The organism is Ketobacter sp. MCCC 1A13808 (assembly GCF_009746715.1).
GTDB lineage: Bacteria > Pseudomonadota > Gammaproteobacteria > Pseudomonadales > Ketobacteraceae > Ketobacter.
Map to the genome: position 1 here is coordinate 118,250 of NZ_VRKW01000007.1, position 15,634 is coordinate 133,883.

20 protein-coding genes are annotated in these 15,634 nt (G+C 50.2%); 7 read left to right on the forward strand and 13 right to left on the reverse strand.

Annotated features, from left to right (window positions below; genetic code table 11):
- The first annotated feature begins 68 nt into the window (after positions 1-68).
- From FT643_RS14130 to FT643_RS14140, 3 genes are read left to right on the forward strand one after another with little or no spacing between them, the layout of a single operon-like run.
- Positions 69-998 (forward strand): AAA family ATPase, encoded by a 930-nt coding sequence (locus tag FT643_RS14130; RefSeq protein ID WP_156872054.1) that lies wholly within the window; start codon positions 69-71, stop codon positions 996-998.
- A 5-nt stretch (positions 999-1,003) separates the two neighbouring features.
- On the forward strand, positions 1,004-2,368 hold the full coding sequence (locus FT643_RS14135; protein ID WP_156872055.1) for a vWA domain-containing protein: 1,365 nt from the start codon (positions 1,004-1,006) through the stop codon (positions 2,366-2,368).
- A 46-nt stretch (positions 2,369-2,414) separates the two neighbouring features.
- Positions 2,415-2,711, forward strand: coding sequence for a DUF5076 domain-containing protein (locus tag FT643_RS14140; RefSeq protein WP_198043546.1), 297 nt, complete (start codon positions 2,415-2,417; stop codon positions 2,709-2,711).
- A gap of 67 nt (positions 2,712-2,778) precedes the next feature.
- Here FT643_RS14140 and FT643_RS14145 read toward each other — a convergent pair whose 3' ends face one another.
- Positions 2,779-3,333 carry a phosphatase PAP2 family protein gene (locus FT643_RS14145; protein WP_156872057.1) on the reverse strand — a complete coding sequence of 185 codons (555 nt, stop codon included), beginning with the start codon at positions 3,331-3,333 and terminating at the stop codon, positions 2,779-2,781.
- 16 nt (positions 3,334-3,349) lie between these two features.
- Positions 3,350-4,153, reverse strand: a complete 804-nt coding sequence (locus tag FT643_RS14150; RefSeq protein WP_156872058.1) for a UDP-2,3-diacylglucosamine diphosphatase — start codon at positions 4,151-4,153, stop codon at positions 3,350-3,352.
- 159 nt (positions 4,154-4,312) lie between these two features.
- Between FT643_RS14150 and FT643_RS14155 the strand changes: the two genes are divergently transcribed.
- Positions 4,313-4,924, forward strand: a complete 612-nt coding sequence (locus FT643_RS14155) for a hypothetical protein (RefSeq protein WP_156872059.1) — start codon at positions 4,313-4,315, stop codon at positions 4,922-4,924.
- Between the two features lie 89 nt (positions 4,925-5,013).
- On the opposite strand, the gene nhaD is transcribed toward FT643_RS14155, so the two are convergent.
- From nhaD to FT643_RS14175, 4 genes are all read right to left on the reverse strand, one after another.
- Positions 5,014-6,384, reverse strand: a complete 1,371-nt coding sequence (nhaD, locus tag FT643_RS14160) for a sodium:proton antiporter NhaD (protein WP_156872060.1) — start codon at positions 6,382-6,384, stop codon at positions 5,014-5,016.
- 134 nt (positions 6,385-6,518) lie between these two features.
- Positions 6,519-6,719, reverse strand: a complete 201-nt coding sequence (locus FT643_RS14165) for a DUF1289 domain-containing protein (RefSeq protein WP_156872061.1) — start codon at positions 6,717-6,719, stop codon at positions 6,519-6,521.
- A gap of 49 nt (positions 6,720-6,768) precedes the next feature.
- On the reverse strand, positions 6,769-7,614 hold the full coding sequence (locus FT643_RS14170; RefSeq protein WP_156872062.1) for a DUF6279 family lipoprotein: 846 nt from the start codon (positions 7,612-7,614) through the stop codon (positions 6,769-6,771).
- A gap of 28 nt (positions 7,615-7,642) precedes the next feature.
- Positions 7,643-8,134, reverse strand: a complete 492-nt coding sequence (locus tag FT643_RS14175; protein WP_156872063.1) for a DUF2489 domain-containing protein — start codon at positions 8,132-8,134, stop codon at positions 7,643-7,645.
- Positions 8,135-8,502: 368 nt separating this feature from the next.
- Between FT643_RS14175 and FT643_RS14180 the strand changes: the two genes are divergently transcribed.
- On the forward strand, positions 8,503-8,916 hold the full coding sequence (locus tag FT643_RS14180; RefSeq protein ID WP_156872064.1) for a hypothetical protein: 414 nt from the start codon (positions 8,503-8,505) through the stop codon (positions 8,914-8,916).
- Here the strand turns inward: FT643_RS14180 and FT643_RS14185 are convergent.
- The 6 genes from FT643_RS14185 to FT643_RS14210 all read right to left on the reverse strand — a co-directional run bounded on the left by FT643_RS14185 (position 8,904) and on the right by FT643_RS14210 (position 11,807).
- A complete protein-coding gene (locus FT643_RS14185; protein ID WP_156872065.1) occupies positions 8,904-9,410 on the reverse strand; it encodes a macro domain-containing protein in 507 nt (168 codons plus the stop codon). The genes FT643_RS14180 and FT643_RS14185 overlap by 13 nt on opposite strands.
- Positions 9,411-9,443: 33 nt before the next feature.
- Positions 9,444-9,737: a hypothetical protein gene (locus tag FT643_RS14190; RefSeq protein ID WP_156872066.1), complete on the reverse strand. Its 294-nt coding sequence runs from the start codon at positions 9,735-9,737 to the stop codon at positions 9,444-9,446.
- Complete coding sequence (locus FT643_RS14195; RefSeq protein WP_198043547.1) at positions 9,734-10,399, reverse strand: PP2C family protein-serine/threonine phosphatase; 666 nt, start codon at positions 10,397-10,399, stop codon at positions 9,734-9,736. The genes FT643_RS14190 and FT643_RS14195 overlap by 4 nt, the downstream gene beginning before the upstream one ends.
- Before the next feature lie 83 nt (positions 10,400-10,482).
- Positions 10,483-11,208 (reverse strand): type VI secretion system-associated protein TagF, encoded by a 726-nt coding sequence (tagF, locus tag FT643_RS14200; protein WP_156872068.1) that lies wholly within the window; start codon positions 11,206-11,208, stop codon positions 10,483-10,485.
- A 21-nt stretch (positions 11,209-11,229) separates the two neighbouring features.
- Positions 11,230-11,508: a DUF7352 domain-containing protein gene (locus tag FT643_RS14205; protein WP_156872069.1), complete on the reverse strand. Its 279-nt coding sequence runs from the start codon at positions 11,506-11,508 to the stop codon at positions 11,230-11,232.
- 107 nt (positions 11,509-11,615) lie between these two features.
- Positions 11,616-11,807 carry a hypothetical protein gene (locus tag FT643_RS14210; RefSeq protein WP_156872070.1) on the reverse strand — a complete coding sequence of 64 codons (192 nt, stop codon included), beginning with the start codon at positions 11,805-11,807 and terminating at the stop codon, positions 11,616-11,618.
- Between the two features lie 91 nt (positions 11,808-11,898).
- On the opposite strand from FT643_RS14210, the gene FT643_RS14215 reads away from it, so the two are divergent.
- Positions 11,899-14,256, forward strand: a complete 2,358-nt coding sequence (locus FT643_RS14215) for an efflux RND transporter permease subunit (protein WP_156872071.1) — start codon at positions 11,899-11,901, stop codon at positions 14,254-14,256.
- Here FT643_RS14215 and FT643_RS14220 read toward each other — a convergent pair.
- Complete coding sequence (locus FT643_RS14220; RefSeq protein WP_198043548.1) at positions 14,253-14,933, reverse strand: energy-coupling factor ABC transporter permease; 681 nt, start codon at positions 14,931-14,933, stop codon at positions 14,253-14,255. The genes FT643_RS14215 and FT643_RS14220 overlap by 4 nt on opposite strands.
- A gap of 192 nt (positions 14,934-15,125) precedes the next feature.
- Here FT643_RS14220 and FT643_RS14225 point away from each other — a divergent pair, with 192 nt between their 5' ends.
- A complete protein-coding gene (locus FT643_RS14225; RefSeq protein ID WP_156872073.1) occupies positions 15,126-15,527 on the forward strand; it encodes a flagellar basal body-associated FliL family protein in 402 nt (133 codons plus the stop codon).
- The last annotated feature ends 107 nt before the right edge of the window (positions 15,528-15,634 follow it).

Consider the following 15,634-nt stretch of genomic DNA (forward strand, 5'->3'; position numbering starts at 1 on the left):
ATTGCGATCAGTTGTGTTACTGTTCCTGATCAGCAGAAATACCTTTAAAACAGGCACCACACACAATCATGAAAAAAGAGTTAACCGTCGAATCAATACAGGCGGGCTTCGCACAATCCGGCTATATCTGTAACGAATCCATAGCAATGACCATGTTCCTGGCCTATAAGCTGGATAAACCGGTATTGGTCGAAGGGCCGCCAGGAGTCGGCAAAACAGAATTGGCCAAAGCAACGGCGCAATTTTTGAATGTAGAACTGATTCGTTTGCAATGTTATGAAGGCCTGGACGAGGCCAAAGCACTCTACGAATGGAAATACGGAAAGCAGCTTTTATACACCCAGGTATTGAAAGAAAAACTAGGTGATTTATTGAAGGGTGCCCACGGACTGGCGGAGTCCATTGATCGCCTGCATGATTTTGGTGACTTGTTTTACTCAGAACAATTCCTGGAACCCCGCCCCATTTTGCAGGCTTTGCAATCGCCTTCGAATACCGTTTTGCTGATTGATGAAATTGACAAAGCCGACAACGAATTCGAATCGTTTCTGCTGGAAATGCTTTCGGACTATCAAATATCCATTCCGGAAATCGGTACCATCAAAGCGAAATCACACCCGATCGTTTTTCTCACCAGCAACAATACCCGCGAACTCAGTGACGCGTTAAAACGCCGCTGCCTGCATCTTTATATTCCGTTTCCTGAAGCACAACTGGAGCGCACCATCATCCAGAGCCGGGTGCCCGGCATTAGCGACAAACTTCAAATGCAACTGGTGGATTTTGTTCAGGAGATCCGCAAACTGGACTTAAGAAAGCAGCCCGCGATCAGTGAAACCATCGACTGGGCACGCACCCTGCTGCTGTTACACACCGAAGTGTTAACACCTGAAGTAGTGCAGCGCAGCCTGAATGTTCTGCTAAAACACGAAGAGGATATTGTGAATGTAAATGACGACCTTCGTAACCTGTTTCGAAAATTGTTTCCCGGTCAATAATCCCTATGGACCGGATCCTGGTGGATTTTGTCAAGGCTTTGCGTGGCACTGGTGTTCGTATAGCCACCTCCGAAACGCTGGACGCAATTCAGGTTCTGGACTTGATTGGCTACTCAAACCGTACCTATCTGAAGTTGGCGCTGGCCAACACTCTGGCAAAATCGGAACAGGAAAAGCAACTTTTTGACACCTGCTTTGAACAGTTTTTCAGTTTTAATGATTTAAGCGCACTGGAAAAGCAGCAACCGGCAGCTAACGAAGACAGGAGCCTGCTTCGATCCATTTTATCCACTTCAGCCGAACCGGAGGAACCGAAATCAGCTTTGGGCGAGCTTTTATTAAGTGGTGACGGACAAGCGATTGCCACCGCAATGGCCCAGGCTGCAGCCGAAGCGGAAGTGGGAAACATCCGCGTCATCACCCAGAAAGGTTTGTATGGCCGCCGCATGATGATCGGCATGGGGCTGGAGTCAATGGAACAGGAAATGTGGGCTGCAGAGGCATCTCCCGAACCTGCGCAACAAAAGCTGGGAGCTGAACTGCGCAATGCGCGGGAACTGTTGCGGGAAGAAGTTAAGCACTATGTGGAAAGACAATATTTGTTGCAGGCCGCCGGGGATGGCCGCGCATTACGTGAATCCGTCATGATGGAAACCAGCCTGGAGAATTTACGGGAATTTAAAGACGTGCAACTGCTGGTGCGCAAATTGGCGAAAAAATTGGTAGCAACCCATTCGCGGCGGCGGCGAGTTTTTCAGCGCGGAAAACTGAATGTGCGCTCCACCATTCGCCATAATATTCCCTACAGTGGTGTCCTGTTAGAAACCCATTGGAAAAGTAAACGAGTGGATCGCCCCAAAATTATGGCCATCTGTGACGTTAGTGGCTCAGTAAGCCAATATGCCCGCTTCTTGCTGATGTTTTTGTATAGCTTGACAGAGGTTATATCCAATGTACGTGCCTTTGCTTTTTCCAACGACCTGGGCGAAGTAACAGCGTGTTTTGCGCAACAAAACCTGGACACGGCTATCGCAACCACGCTGCATCAATTCGGCGGCGGGTCTACCGACTATGGCCGCTCACTGGACACTTTTTCAGAACAATGTCTGAACCAGATTGACCATCGCACTACCGTCATTATCCTCGGCGACGGGCGCACGAATTACGCAGACCCCCGCGTTGATATTGTGCAAGCGATCCACAAACGATCCCGTCAATTGATTTGGTTAAACCCCGAAAACAAACGGCGCTGGGGAAGCGGAGATTCGGAGATGGATCGCTATCAGGCCTATTGCACACGGGTCGAAAGCTGCCAATCACTACACCAGCTGGAGCGCTTTATTAGCAATCTGCTACGTTATGGCCAATAATAAAAACTCACCTGAACATTCCCTGCCTCCGCGCGTGAGTTTATTTATGTCTGATACGCCCCCCGAAATACCCAAAACCTTACCAATCCCCACAGAAGTCCAGAATGCCGACGCTCACGAGTTGGTGCGGGTGTGGGATGTGGAAGGAAAACAGCACGTCTCTATCAGCAGCGGCCTTGGCGGCGATGCCAAGCAATTCGGCCAATTGTTGGCGCAAATCGCGCTGCACAGCTCTCAGGTTTATGAGAAAAACGAGAGGATTGATCGCGCCAGCTGCCTGCGACAAATTCTGATGGGATTCAAGGAAGAGGTGGCGAAAGAAGTCACTCGGGCGCCACGATAAACATCAGGGTATTGAAGCTTATCGGGCGCGATTCATTCTTCGCAGGTTAAAATTATTCGGTTTCGAATTACAAAAAGGAACTGAACAGAACCAACGTCAACAAGGCATTCAGAACGCCCAGAACGGCACCCATAAATACATCACTGGGGTAGTGCAAACCCAATACCACCCGCGCCATACCCGTCGCCACTGCGAACGGGAACAGGATAAACCCCATCCAGGGCACCGCCTGCGTCAACAAAATTGCAAACGCGGTCGCGTGCATCGTATGTCCGGACGGAAAACTAAACTGATCCAGCGTACGCGCACCCTGCTTGATCGAGCGGTAGCGAACAAAAGGCCTTGGCCGTATCGTTCGTTTTTTGATCTGCTTATAGATATAAACACCCCAGGCCGCCATCAATATCATCAATGCCGTGATCACAAAGCCCTTAGCCCCCATAAAAACCGGGAACAGCAACATCAGGGCATACCAGAAGACCCCGTCACCCAAGCGGCTAACGACGTTAAAAAATTGATGCAGTTTGCGCTCACGAATCCATCGGTTCATACGGAAGCAATATAGTGCATCCATATGACCTGCTCTTGCTCTTGCCTTCACCAGCGTTACCGGGTTTGCCATCTCTATGCCTCTGTTCCTAATTCGTCTGCGGAATGGCTTCCCACTCGTCAGACAGGTCTATTTCCCTTACTAAAACTTCTTTGTGATCAGCCCAATGAACTAATTCAAATTGGCCCTGATGTGTTTCAATCAACGCGGTGCAATGCTCCACCCAGTCACCGTCGTTGCAATAGAGAACCCCCTCAATTCTCCGCATACCACTCTGGTGGATATGACCACAAACGAAGCCATCATACTTCAATTCGCGTGCCTGACGTGCGGCAATCCACTCAAAACGGCTTATAAATTCATTTGCCTTTCCAATCCTTTTTTTAATGTAGCCTGCTAATGACCAATAGGGTAATTTAAACACCCTTCGCAGGCCATTTAGTACGGTATTCAGCTTCAACAAAAGACTGTGCGAAAACTCACCAACTACATACCAGAACATCCCCGCGTGCATTGCACTGTCAAATTCATCACCGTGACTGACAAAAAACCGTCTTCCGTCTGCACAATAGTGAACCCGGTGACGGTGGATCTCGATACCGGCAACAATTTGCCCGCAGAAGCGCCTCATCAGTGCGTCGTGGTTTCCGGGGATATAAATCACCCGCGTGCCCGATCGAGCCAGGTCCAATACCTTATCCACCACTTGTTCGTGGAGTGGTGTAAAGTTGACCCGCTTACGCATATACAGCAAATCGACGATATCACCCACCAGATAAAGGTACTCGGTTTCACAGCGGCTTAAAAAGTCCAGCAAGTATTGTGCCTGACAGGCTGTGGTTCCCAAATGAACATCGGAAATAAAGACAGAGCGGACTTTAGTATTGAGCATGAGCGGCCTCCTGTTGTTGGGAAGGCTATCCTTTCATTGGGGCGTTAATCTGACAAAATGATGAACAAATAGTGACAACCACATCGCTGCAGGCCTCGACAATAGTGATTCTTGGGCCTACCATGCCCAGCAAGTGGAAAAAACTGGGGCTACTCGAATATGAAAAAAGCTACTCGATTGATTTTCTTCTCTTTTGCCTTATTACTGAGCGCCTGCGCCAGCACACAGATCGAAGAAAGCTGGACATTACCGGGCTATACCCCCGCCTCGCCACAAAAAGTTATGGTGGTCGCTTTGGCCGGCAGCGAGACCATGCGGGAAGCTTTTGAGAACGCCTTCGTCAAGCAATTGGAAGCATTGGGAGTCAGCGCCGTGCAGTCAAAACGCTGGTTGCCGGACAGCACAAAAGTGGACAAAGAGGCTCTGCGCCCCATATTAGTTCAGAACAGCATCACAACAGTGCTGATCAGCAGCATTCGCGGCGTGGAAAAAGATCGGACCTTCCAGCCTGCAGAACAAATCGGGCCCACAGACAACCTTTTCCGCAACTTTGACACCTACCAGGTCTACGACAGCAGCGGACAACACGAAACCGGCTCTTATGTGGAAACCACTGAGTATTTGCTGGAAACCAATTTGTTCAATACCAAAACTGAAAAACTGAGCTGGTCTGTGACCACCCGGACAGCACAGACCAAAGATATGAAATCCGGCGTTGACAGCGTCGTCTCTGCGGTTATAAACCAGGCCACCGATGACAACGTTTTCTAATACGTTATGTCGTAATTACAAAATCCGCTGCTCTGAATTGTAAATTAAGCGCCATCCGGCGCTTAATTTACACTCCGTGGCGCACCCGCTCAGAACATTCCATTGAGCAACATGTGACACACAATACTGGCAACGTACCCCAAGGCGATTGCCCAGCTCCAACGTAGATGACTGAAAAAGGTGTACGCGCCTTTCGATTGCCCCATCAATGCGACACCGGCAGCCGACCCCACCGAGAGCAAGCTTCCGCCGACGCCAGCCGTCAAGGTGACTAACAACCATTGATTCAGATTCATATCCGGGTTCATGGTCAGCACCGCAAACATCACCGGAATGTTATCCACCACTGCAGATAATACGCCGACCACAATATTCGCCGTGGTGGCGCCCCATCCCGCGTACATGATCCGGGAAACCTCCGACAAGTAACCCAGTGTACCCAACCCGCCCACGCAAAATATAACGCCGAAGAAGAACAACAGGGTGTCCCACTCCGCACGGGCGACTTTATTAAAAATATTAAACTCCGCCAGACTTCCACTTTCGTCTGCACGCTGGGTAATTTTGATGAAATAGGAAAACATCAGCAGATAACCCAAGCCGGTCATCATGCCCAGAAACGGGGGTAAATGCAGAAATTGCTCAAAGCACACAGCGGTCGCTATAGTACATAAAAAGAGAATACAGATACGCCTCGCCCCGCGCAGCATTAGGACGCGCTCATCAATGGGAGCCGGCGTTAATTTGGGTACTGCAAAACTCATAATGAACGCGGGCACCAGATAATTTGTCACTGCAGGCAGAAACAACGCAAAAAACTCAGTAAATTCGGCCTTACCCGTCTGCCACACCATCAATGTCGTAATATCGCCAAACGGACTAAAGGCGCCGCCGGCATTGGCTGCAATTACGATATTGATAAAGGACAGCGTAACGAATTTAGGGCTATCCGCCCCGACTGCGATCACCACTGCGCCCATCAACAAGGCGGTCGTCAAATTATCCGCAATGGGCGAAATAAAGAACGCCAGGCAGCCGGTTATCCAGAATAAGGTGCGGAAGCTATAGCCTTTCTGAATCAGCACCGAACGCAATTTCTCGAACACGTTTCGCTCTGTCATGGCATTGATATAAATCATAGCCGTGAGCAGAAAGAGAAACAGTTCAGCGTATTCTTCCAGGTTGTGCTGCACCGCATTATCCAGTAATTCCCGACCGCCTTCCTTGCCACCGGCAACCAGAGCCACCAATATCCAGATAATCCCCGCCGCTAATATGACTGGTTTGGATTTGCGCATGTGGATGAACTCTTCCGCGATCACAAGACAGTACGCCAATACAAATAAGGCGACCGCCAGGATGGCCAGCGGGTGCGAAATACTGTGCAGGTTACTTGCGGCTACCACGGGGCCGGCCCCCAACACCGTAAGCAAAATCACCCCGATAAAGCTGAATTTCATTGAATGGGTCTCCTTCTGAATTTGGGGGGCCATTTTAGCTTCATTGATGAAAATATCAGCTCTTCATATCGGATATTTTGCTTTCCATGCTAAGTAGTGTAGTCAACCGGGGCGGGACTGGATTGAAGATCGTGCTACAAGCGCCAATTCGTTTGAATTTGGCGCCGCCGGTGCTCGGAGCGCTGTAATACCTCATGCCGTTCGGCGTTGGACAATGCGGACCAGGCGCGGATTTCATCCAGGGTACGGCCGCAACCCAGACAAACATCGTCGGTGTTCAAACAACAATTGCGCACACAGGGGGATTGAATAGATTTAGGGGTGGTATCACTCATATCAGACGGAGCCGATTATGGCGGGGATGTTACATCACTTTAGCACGGGCTATTGCTTAGCCAAAACAACAAAGTCGTCAGCGTAATCCCGCAGTTTCGCTACCGCTTTGGTGCGCTGCTTTGTGGTTAGGGATTTATCGATATTCAGATACAGATTAATCAGTAGGTCACTATTGGCGTCCATTTTCTGTTGAAGTTCCGGACTGCGGCCGAATTGGGGATTATCCAGTAATGCAACGAATGCCTTTTCATAGGCTGCGCGGTCCGTACGCAACTGCAGAATTCGCCGGAATTCTGCTTGCCAGGCAAGGCGCGACTCTCCCAAGCCTTCACCCATTAATGCAAACTGCTCCGACCATTTGCGAATCAACGCCAACTGATCCTTGTTCAGATCTCCGGTCCAGCGCTCTGCGTAGCGAATCACCTCTTTTTGCCATTGCTGACGCTGCTTCTGTTCCGGCACATCCACGTATTCTTTGCGGTACTTAGCATTTTCCTTGTTAAACTTTTCGAATAACTGATCCACCTGCTCATCGGTAGCGGTAGCAAAGAGTTCGATCAGATCCGGCTTCATCCTTTCCACCAAGGTTGCCGCAAATTGCTCGCTTTGCAGCTGCACCCGAGCTATATCATCGACACTCAGCCCTGTTTCGGCCTCATCAGCAACCTGATTCAAAAACTGGGCATACAACGGTAGCTGCTCTGTACGGTGCCAGGCCAGATAGCGATCGAGATCGCTACGGAATGCGTCCTCCTGGCGACCGTCAAGCTCCATATAGTCATCCAGGTACCAGGGGATAATCCAATCAAGTTGGTTATATACAAATCGTACGCCGCATCCGCTCAGCAGCAGCGACAGTATTATTAGTATTGAGATGCGTTGTATCTGGCTCACCACTATCCCTCTATTGCCTCTAAACGACTTAGTTAATCGACATTCCAACCCCTTTACCAAAGGGGTTGTGCTTTACATGGGTCATTAACCTCATGACACCGTCGTTGTGTTTTTGTTCAAGACCGAACATCTCCTGCTTATACCGCTGGCGACTCTGGCGATCCAGGGATTTCCAGCCGCTGTGGGTCGGAATATGACGAGTGGCATTATAGATTTCAAAGATCAACGAGAAACGGTGCTTGGTGTCGCAATCGAGTGGGAGGTTATCCAACAACACCGCCATCCGAATGCAACCTTCGGTGACCGGGCATTGATTCTCCAGCACCGCGTTGGCGATTACGTTAAGACTTTCGCAGATATAATCGAGCCTGTTTTGCTCGGTTTCCGCTTGTTGTTCAGCCAATTGTGCCTGAATGCCTTGTTGCTGTTGATTCAAGCGCCATACTTTAATCCATAGCCAGCCTGCAACCGTTGCTAATATCACCACGACCACTGCCAAGCCATAAAACAACCAGATCATGTTTGCTGCTCTTTATGGGGTAAAGGGGCGCCCATTATATCACAGCAGCCCCTGACACCGGGCGGGAGCTCAGCTAAGCCACGCTCAAATCGACAACCAGTGCGGCAGCGGCAATCAATACCATAATGCCCAGCATAGCCGCGACGAACCATTTTATTTGTTTTGGGATAATAGGCTTCTTTTTCATGGACTTAGTGAATCTCCTAATTTATAAAAGTGTGAATATTGCGCAATTATTACCCGTACTCTGTCATTTTTTGAACAGAAAAACCCCCGTACACTGCATTTATACACTTTCCCAGTCCCCACAATTCGTCATGGCCAACATGCAAAAAGTACATCTGTTTTCGGTCATTGGTTATTACCAGATGAACGACGAACCGCGCGTGCAACTGTTACTCCAGGGCCACACCACCGGTCGCAAACTGAAAGGTCGGCAATTAGTTGACCAGTATTCTACCGGTGAGCGCTATATTCTGATTACCAGTGACGATAACCCGTTTGATGAGGTACTGCACATCTATCTGTTGGACCTGGAACTCAATATTCTGGACGAGATGAACCTGTCCCAGCCTTATACGCCCGGCGTTTATGAGGCTTTCCGCCATTATGGAGAGCACCTGGAATTTCGTTTTTTTTCGGAAGGGATATGGTGTCTGAAAGTGCGCAGCCGGCCCAAACACGCTCCGCTCAATTTGGACCAATACCCTGTTTCCCGCCCCATCAAGTTATGGGGTCAGCAATACCTGAGTCTGCAAAAATCAAAAAATCAGGTAGCCTGACGATAAAGGCTCGCCATCGCCTCATCAAAGCACACGAAGATCACTTGCCTGAAGCACAAAAAGCTTTGCAGACAGCGATCCACTTCTTCAACCGCGATGGCTACCGCCTGTTCAGTGGGGTAGCCATAGGCGCCGCAACTGATGGCAGGAAACGCAATGGAACGATAGCCTTCGCGCACCGCCATGGTCATACATTCGCTATAACAGGATCGCAACAGTTCAGGCTCGTTATGCCCCCCGCCTCGCCAGATTGGGCCAACCGTGTGCAAAATGGCCTTGGCCGGCAGCCCAAACCCCTTCGTTTTCACGACTTGCCCCGTAGCACAACCGCCAATTAACTGGCAGGCTTGCTGCAATTGCTCTGCTCCGGCAGCCCGGTGAATGGCACCATCAACACCGCTGCCACCCGACAGCTGATTATTCGCAGCATTGACGATGGCGTCGACTTTAAGTGTGGTGATGTCACCCACCCTGATTTCAATACGATCATCCATGATTCTGTTCTGTATCGACTTTAATTGGATTTATTATAATAGCCTGGAAAGCAGGTAACCCGCCACGCAAAGCCCTATCACAATGGCAGCCCCCATAAAAAAAGGCAGCACAATGGTTTTTGCAAAAGAGGAGCCTGACTGCGGCGCCGGTGCGGGCTCAGGCGTCTCGGGGGGAACGGGCTGTTGCGGCACTTCATCCACGCATTGCAGCAGCAACACCCGCCGTCGCCGCCGGTATTCACCTTTATTGAATTGGCCATCGCAATAAGCCCGCGCTAAGCGGCGCAGATCACGGGCAATACGGACTTCTTTTTCGGCGGTCATCATTGAATTTTCACCGCAACGACCGTGACATTATCACGTGCTCCGGCCTGCAAAGCCTGATCGATAAGACTCTGAGTCGCTTTTTCCACATCCCCTGTTTGCAATAACAGGCTGATTTCAGCTTCAGATAGCGCACCGTAAAGGCCATCACTACACAGCAAATAAATATCGTCCTTTTGCAACTCGACCACGGTGGCATCGACGTACAGGGTTTCGTTCGCACCCACGGCCCGGGTTATCACGTTAGAGGCCGGATGATTTACCGCTTCCTGCTCGGAAATCATGCCACGGGACAGCATTTCATTCACCTGACTGTGGTCTTCCGAAATCTGCACTAGCTGTTGTTTTCGAAGACGGTATAACCGGGAATCCCCAACCCATAAACAGACCCCCACCTGCTGCCGAATAAATAATGAAACCACCGTGCTGCCCATGGTCCGGCCTTCGCAGTGGGTACGGGAGTAAGTGCGTATATTGTGGTGAACTTCGAGCAACGCATCTTCCAGCGAATCCACGATATCCACCAACGGCGGCTTCAGGTCCAGCGGCGTCATCGAATTTACAATCATTGCACTCGCAACCTCACCGGCTTCATGACCGCCCATACCATCAGCGACAGCCCAAAGACCTTCGTTGTTGCGATTCAGGAATGCATCCTCGTTCATACTGCGGACAGCGCCACAATGCGTTGCGGCACTACTTAGCCAATGGGTCTGCACCATGCAGTTGTGTACTCGTATTGATTTTTTTATATCGCATTGGTTGCGAACGGCGTATCCCAACCCCGCTCGTCCCAATCCCCTGCCAACAATGAAGTGTAGCATTGTGGTGTCGGTAGATAACCACTAATCAGTTGCGCCGGCGCTACTCGTTCAGAGCCCATGCTCCACCAAAGACTATAACTCGGATAGCGTTGACGTAACAATTCGTGTAGCAAAGACGGGTAACTTTGCAGGGGATTATAGGGCGAAACGGTGAGATTAACAGCGACTGGTCGATTCATTTCCCAACCGGTGGCGGCGGTATTAACACGGGTTTCCGGCCTGGGCAGTGCGTGTAACCTGGATTCTATCTGTTGCAAGGTCCCATCCGGTTGCAGGCTTTCCAGTGCAATTTGTTCCAGTGCCTGAAACCAAAGTTCAGCCTCAGAGAACAATGCAGTGGGCAACGTCGTTGCCGGTAAGGGCTGCGCCAGCATGAACGGATAGTACTGACCAGTGCGATCCACACTCGGCATCATGACACCGCACCAGACGTTCTGCCCCACCAGACCTGCTGAAAAAACGAATCGCCACAACGGGCTGGTTAAGTAGGTATCCAGCCATTCACTGCCCAAATTATCCTGCGCCACGGGCATGGAACGCTGAATCCACTGATTCCAGGTCAGTACGAACTCAGACCGCAGGTTTCGGGTAACCACATCCCTATAAGCCGGTATCCGCCCATGCAACCCCGGTACATCTTCCGCACTCATTGAATTTTACTTCCCCGCGGTTCAGCCCAGCATTTCGTAAACGTGATAAACCTCGGATAAATGCTGATCGATCGTGGTACCGAGATAACTGGCATCCGACGGGATACCATCACCGGTCAGGAAGACACGAAACTCACGGGGCTGCTTCGGTGCCATCATATCCGCCGGGACTTCAACCCACATGTAAACTCCGCGTTTGGAGACCAGGTAATCGATATGAACGATATTGGCGGACTCGGGCAAATCAATGACGTGGGCTTCTTTGGAGATGACGACTTGGTATTTATGAATGGTTCTCATGTAAAGCTCTCATTGGGATTCGATGAATGCCGGAAAGGCGGCTTACGAAGAAAGTCACCAATGATTGCCAATCGCTCGATCAAGGTCAAACGATTTTAAATGTGATGTCAGTGGCTAAGCTGATATAGGGAATACAACACCATCCAGCACAACGCCCCTAACGCCAGTCGCGGAGGTAGCCCGGATTTTCTCAGTACGCCGGAACCAGGCTGGTAGACATGGCCGGGGATTGGAGGCAGATCGTGCCGTATGCGGGTATAGACGTGATTCAATATTTTGGAAGGGTCTTCGTTTATCACAGGATTACCATGGTATCAAACGCCGTTTCTGGTTTAATCTTGTACCGGATTTTAATAACAAAATTATGACAAAGTTTTGGGAGAAACCAGCATGACAGCATGGAAAGCCCGTGTCGAGCGTGGCTTTGGCGTATTTGCAGGTCGGCTATATGATTCTCCGAAAAAAATGCTGACATTACTTTTAGTCTGCCTTATTACCCTGGCCACGCAGCTTCAGCACATCTATTTTGATACCTCAACCGAAGGCTTTTTGTCCCCGGACCATCCCGCTGTTCGAGCGTATGATCAATTCCGCGAGGAATTCGGCCGCGATGAGCTGGTGATTATCGGGGTGCAAGCCGAAAACGTGCTCGCACCCCAATTCCTCACGCAATTTCAGCGGCTGTATCAAACCCTGGAACAACAGCTACCGGCATCCGAAGCCATTGATTCTATGATCAATGCTCGTTATGTCTATGGCCGGGACGATGAACTCTTTGTTGAAAAGCTGTTCGACCCCTGGCCTCACAGCAAAGCCGAGTTTATCGAGTTGCGGCGCCGCATAAACAGCAACCCTCTGTATAAAGGCCTTTACCTCGATGACGTGCTTTCAATGGCGACAATCGTTGTGAGGCTGCAGTATGTAACCCCCGAGCCCGGTGTTAATGCGCGTCAACAGCTGGCCCGAGCTAACGAAAAAACAGCGCGCTTTTTGCAACAGCTTGAACAGTCATTGCAACCGTTCAGGGATCAGGGAATGCACTTATCCGTGGCCGGTTCACCGGTGGTTACCGACCTGTTAAGAACCGCCATGATCACCGACATGCAGACTTTTTCCAAATGGATTGTTTGCATCATTGCGATCTTACTGTTCCTTTTATTCCGTCGTGCCAGTGGTGTCCTTCTCCCTCTTGTCTGTGTCCTGCTCAGTGTGGTTTTTACCATCAGCCTGATGGGATTATTCCGCCAGCCACTGCAGCTACCCACGGCCATTGTGCCGTCATTTCTGCTGGTGGTCGGTATCGGCGACGCCATCCATTTTCTTAGCTTTTTCTATGCGGAATTCAATCAACACGGCGACAAAAAAGCATCGGTGATTAAAGCACTGGAACACAGCGGTCTGGCCATGTTCCTGACCAGCCTTACCACGGCAGCGGGAATGGCATCGTTTGCAAACGCGGACTTACTGCCCATTTCCAATCTGGGCGTGTTCACCGCAGTCGGGGTGATGTCCGCCTTCGTAATGACCATTATCGTACTGCCTGCCTGCATCAGTTTGCTACCGTTAAAGCCTGGCAGCAACGACAAAGCGCCACACACGTCTGTTTTGCTGAACACACTGATCGGCAAGGCAGCTCATGTCAGTTATTACCACCCCAAAAAAGTGATTTTTGTCAGTTTCATTACACTGATTGCTGCCATGGTGGCGGTATTGCAAATGAACTTTAGCCACAATCCATTGAAGTGGTTACCGGACACCCTGCCCGCCAAGCAAAGCATCGTCACCATAGACCAACAGTTGGGTGGCAGCGTTTCGTTAGAGGTGCTGGTGGATACCGGTGAACAAGGCGGTATCCACGAACCGGAATTTCTGCGTAACCTGGATGCCCTTTGCCAGCAGCTCGGTGCATTTTCAACTCCGCAATTCAGCGTCAACAAAGTACTTTCGATCACCGATCTGATCAAGGAAAGCAACCGCGCATTGCACAACAACGATCAACGTTTCTACACCATCCCGGAGACCCGAGAATTGGTAGCGCAAGAATTGTTTCTGCTGGAATTAAGTGGCGCCGATGATTTATTCCGCCTGGTCGACAGAGACTACAGAAAAGCCCGAATTACCCTCACCCTACCCTGGATTGATGCCCTGCTCTACGCACCGTTAATGGATAATCTGGAGCAGCGCTTCCACGACAGCCTGGGTGCATCCTATCAGGTTACCATTACCGGGCTGATTCCTTTGCTCGGGAGTACACTTAACTCAGTGATTCATTCGGCTGCCGAAGCGTATGTAATTGCGCTGGTGGTTATCAGCTTTATTATGGTGTTGCTGATGGGTCGCCTGAAGTTGGGACTGATCAGTATGTTTCCGAATATCCTGCCCATCGTTATGGTGATTGGGCTAATGCACCTGAATGACGTCCCCTTTGATATGTTTTCAATTCTGATCGGCTCCATTGCCATCGGGTTGTGCGTAGACGATACCGTGCACTTTATGCATCATTTTGGTCGTTACCGGGAAAAGGGGTATTCGGTAAAAGACGCCATCGACAACACATTGCACACAGCCGGGCGAGCCATGCTGGTCACCAGTGTGGTGTTATGCAGCGGGTTCCTGGTGTTGACGCTTTCGGAACTGAATAATTTTACCCACTTCGGAATCTATACCAGCTTGTGTATCGTGCTGGCTCTGCTGGCCGATTTTCTGCTGGCGCCGGCGCTAATGACCCTGCTCAACAAGCACGACTAACCCGATTTCAGAAAACGTTCATCATCAAACGTTTTAACCAGGTCCGGCAGAAAAACCGTAATGGATGTCACCAACATCCCATTAAGAAAACCCTCAGCGTACATTAGCGGCAACACAAACGCTGCCTTATCCCACAGCTTTTCGAAAACAGGCTCCGGCTGTGTTCCCCATACAAACAAAAGCAGTAGGGCACAACTCACCAACGTCACCCCGATCGCACCGAAAAAACCCTGCCCCAAAATATAAACGAACAGGTTCCGAGTCGGAAACAAATCCATTAATCGCAATAATCCGTAGGCCATGGTAGCGGGTATCAGTGTCGTAAATAACCAATCCCACGGCAGAGTAGACCAATGCCCCGATAACGGATCAACTGCCACCACCGCAAGGATCACCAATACGATAGCCCCTAGAATCAAAGCCAGGCTCCAGCCAAACATTAAGGTGATTGTCACCATTAGAAATGGGTGAAAAAAGAGTCCCGGTATGACCTCGAAACGAAAGGACCAGACCAGGCACAATGCCGCCAGCGAACCCCACAAGGCATGCTGGCGGATGACAACAGACCGCAGTGCCTGCCACGGGGCAAAGTACAGCGCAACTAACAGCAAAGCGCCCATTAAGAGCGCGCCGCCCCACATCATCGGGCCGCCGACAAAGCTTTCTGTAAACTGCATAACCCACCTCCTTTGTGCTGAACACATTCAGGACCGGTTTGTACCTGTTTGATTCTAAATGCTCCAGCCCAAATTTAATAACCACACCACAAAACGGATAAATTGGTCAGATAAATGCGTTGAATTCAGCTGAAATTTCACCAGCCCTGTCTATGCTTACGACAGTCATTCAGTCTTAACAGGTAGTAGTAAATGCGCAGTGTATTACGGGCTCTGACTTGCCTAATCTTAATCGTTTCGTCGTATTCCCATGCCAACACCGAGACACCGGCTGAAGCCTCCAAGCTCTATATCGAATTATCACCTTCTTTCGTGACCAACTATCAGGCTCAACGCATGGGCTACCTGAAAGCGGACGTGACTTTAATGGTCAATGACCAGAAAACAATGGATGCCATCACTGAGCATATGCCCTCCATTCGCAATAATCTGGTGATGCTATTCAGCCGCCAGGACGAAAATGTGCTGAGCTCCACTGAAGGTAAAACACACCTGCGCGAAGAGGCATTGCGGGAGGTCCTGTCCGCACTGGAATCGGAAGGTGCCCCGGCTGCAGTTGAAGATGTGCTGTTCACCAGTTTCCTGATTGATTGAGGCGCGCACAAATCAATAGCACCGCGATCCATTTGACAACTCTTTATAATCAACTCAACGACAGATGAACTGATCCATCGCCTGTGACATAATCGGGGCCCCATTTT

What these genes read in the sequence shown, in the direction of transcription:
- nhaD (WP_156872060.1), bottom strand. Translation starts at nt 6,384, where the DNA reads ATGAAATTCAGCTTTATCGGGGTGATTTTGCTTACGGTGTTGGGGGCC.
- FT643_RS14215 (WP_156872071.1), top strand. Translation starts at nt 11,899, where the DNA reads ATGACAGCATGGAAAGCCCGTGTCGAGCGTGGCTTTGGCGTATTTGCA.
- FT643_RS14145 (WP_156872057.1), bottom strand. Translation starts at nt 3,333, where the DNA reads ATGGCAAACCCGGTAACGCTGGTGAAGGCAAGAGCAAGAGCAGGTCAT.
- FT643_RS14205 (WP_156872069.1), bottom strand. Translation starts at nt 11,508, where the DNA reads ATGAGAACCATTCATAAATACCAAGTCGTCATCTCCAAAGAAGCCCAC.
- FT643_RS14190 (WP_156872066.1), bottom strand. Translation starts at nt 9,737, where the DNA reads ATGATGACCGCCGAAAAAGAAGTCCGTATTGCCCGTGATCTGCGCCGC.
- tagF (WP_156872068.1), bottom strand. Translation starts at nt 11,208, where the DNA reads ATGAGTGCGGAAGATGTACCGGGGTTGCATGGGCGGATACCGGCTTAT.
- FT643_RS14195 (WP_198043547.1), bottom strand. Translation starts at nt 10,399, where the DNA reads ATGAACGAGGATGCATTCCTGAATCGCAACAACGAAGGTCTTTGGGCT.
- FT643_RS14155 (WP_156872059.1), top strand. Translation starts at nt 4,313, where the DNA reads ATGAAAAAAGCTACTCGATTGATTTTCTTCTCTTTTGCCTTATTACTG.
- FT643_RS14135 (WP_156872055.1), top strand. Translation starts at nt 1,004, where the DNA reads ATGGACCGGATCCTGGTGGATTTTGTCAAGGCTTTGCGTGGCACTGGT.
- FT643_RS14180 (WP_156872064.1), top strand. Translation starts at nt 8,503, where the DNA reads ATGAACGACGAACCGCGCGTGCAACTGTTACTCCAGGGCCACACCACC.
- FT643_RS14175 (WP_156872063.1), bottom strand. Translation starts at nt 8,134, where the DNA reads ATGATCTGGTTGTTTTATGGCTTGGCAGTGGTCGTGGTGATATTAGCA.
- FT643_RS14130 (WP_156872054.1), top strand. Translation starts at nt 69, where the DNA reads ATGAAAAAAGAGTTAACCGTCGAATCAATACAGGCGGGCTTCGCACAA.
- FT643_RS14140 (WP_198043546.1), top strand. Translation starts at nt 2,415, where the DNA reads ATGTCTGATACGCCCCCCGAAATACCCAAAACCTTACCAATCCCCACA.
- FT643_RS14185 (WP_156872065.1), bottom strand. Translation starts at nt 9,410, where the DNA reads ATGGATGATCGTATTGAAATCAGGGTGGGTGACATCACCACACTTAAA.
- FT643_RS14165 (WP_156872061.1), bottom strand. Translation starts at nt 6,719, where the DNA reads ATGAGTGATACCACCCCTAAATCTATTCAATCCCCCTGTGTGCGCAAT.
- FT643_RS14225 (WP_156872073.1), top strand. Translation starts at nt 15,126, where the DNA reads ATGCGCAGTGTATTACGGGCTCTGACTTGCCTAATCTTAATCGTTTCG.
- FT643_RS14220 (WP_198043548.1), bottom strand. Translation starts at nt 14,933, where the DNA reads ATGCAGTTTACAGAAAGCTTTGTCGGCGGCCCGATGATGTGGGGCGGC.
- FT643_RS14150 (WP_156872058.1), bottom strand. Translation starts at nt 4,153, where the DNA reads ATGCTCAATACTAAAGTCCGCTCTGTCTTTATTTCCGATGTTCATTTG.